Origin of the sequence: Alistipes sp. An116, from assembly GCF_002161005.1 — a bacterium.
In the GTDB taxonomy this organism is placed as follows: Bacteria; Bacteroidota; Bacteroidia; order Bacteroidales; family Rikenellaceae; genus Alistipes; species Alistipes megaguti.
The window spans coordinates 1-1,041 of sequence record NZ_NFLR01000050.1; the positions used below are offsets into that span (position 1 = coordinate 1).

At 63.9% G+C, this 1,041-nt stretch carries 1 protein-coding gene and 2 pseudogenes; all 3 read right to left on the reverse strand.

Annotated elements, in window-relative coordinates; all coding sequences use genetic code 11:
- Positions 1 to 305: pseudogene (locus B5E60_RS13570) on the reverse strand (M23 family peptidase); the annotation flags it as partial.
- A complete protein-coding gene (locus B5E60_RS13575) occupies positions 290 to 814 on the reverse strand; it encodes a regulatory protein RecX (protein WP_087312478.1) in 525 nt (174 codons plus the stop codon). The pseudogene B5E60_RS13570 and the gene B5E60_RS13575, both read right to left, overlap by 16 nt.
- Positions 793 to 1,041: pseudogene (locus B5E60_RS13580) on the reverse strand (peptide chain release factor N(5)-glutamine methyltransferase); the annotation flags it as partial. The pseudogene B5E60_RS13580 and the gene B5E60_RS13575, both read right to left, overlap by 22 nt.

The following is a 1,041-nucleotide window of genomic DNA, read 5'->3' on the forward strand; positions in this document are numbered from 1 at the left end:
TTCCGGAGCGTCAGGTAGAGCGCCCGCCCGTAGCCGCCTGCCGAAACCGTCATGCGCGAAACATAGCCGTCGGCCACGGCCACCAGCGGATGGCCCTCCTCGCCGTCGGTCTTGATATCCACACCGGCGTGGAAGTGTCCCGGGCGCAGTTCGCCGAAATTGGCCGAAAAGAGCCGCGAAGCCTGCTGTACGGGAAAAATATAATCGTCGGGATTGAGCCGCTGCCCGCGGTTCGCAGTTTGGGTTTGAGCCGAGGCCCCGGCGCACGTCGCGGCCAGAAGCATCGTTGTCAGAAATCGTCGCATGTATCCGTATCCTTGACCAACTGCGCGGCCGCATCCATCACGGCCTCGTAGTCGTAACCGAGCGAAAGCCCGTATCGTATCAATTTGGTTTTCAATTCGTAGTCAGTCGTGTACTTCACCGTCCGGGCCTTGCGCGCAAGCTGTTCCGCCAGGCGCCGCCCCATGGCCGAACGGTCGGCCCGGGCCAGTGCCGCATCGATCACCTCACGCCGGATGCCCTTGCGCTGAAGCGCCGTGCGGATCTTGTACTCGCCCCAGCCGCTCAGCCGCAGCTTCTCGCGCACGAAGGCCTCGGCATAGCGCGTATCGTCGATGAAGCGTTCGCGCACCAGCCGCGCCAGCACCGCCTCGGCATCACGCTCCGCCAAACCCCAGCCGCGCATCAGCCGCCGGGCATCGCCCTCCGACTTCTCAGCCCGGGCACAAAGCCGCATGAGCGAGGTGAGGGCCTGTTCGGGGGTTTTCGTCCGCTTTTCGCGCGGTGTGTTTATTTTTCGAGTCGACTGCATGTCATTCGTTCCTTATCAAAGAGGTCCCGGTAGATTTCGGTGGCCGCATATCCCTCGGCCGCAAGCATGTCGGCCATCTGCGCGGCGGCGTGTTCGTAGATCTCGAACCAAAGGCGCCCGCCCGGTCGCAGCATCCGCCGCCCGGAGCGCGCAATGGCACGGTAGAAACGCAGCGGATCGTCGTCCGGCACGAACAACGCCAGTGCCGGCTCGTAATCGCGGACGTT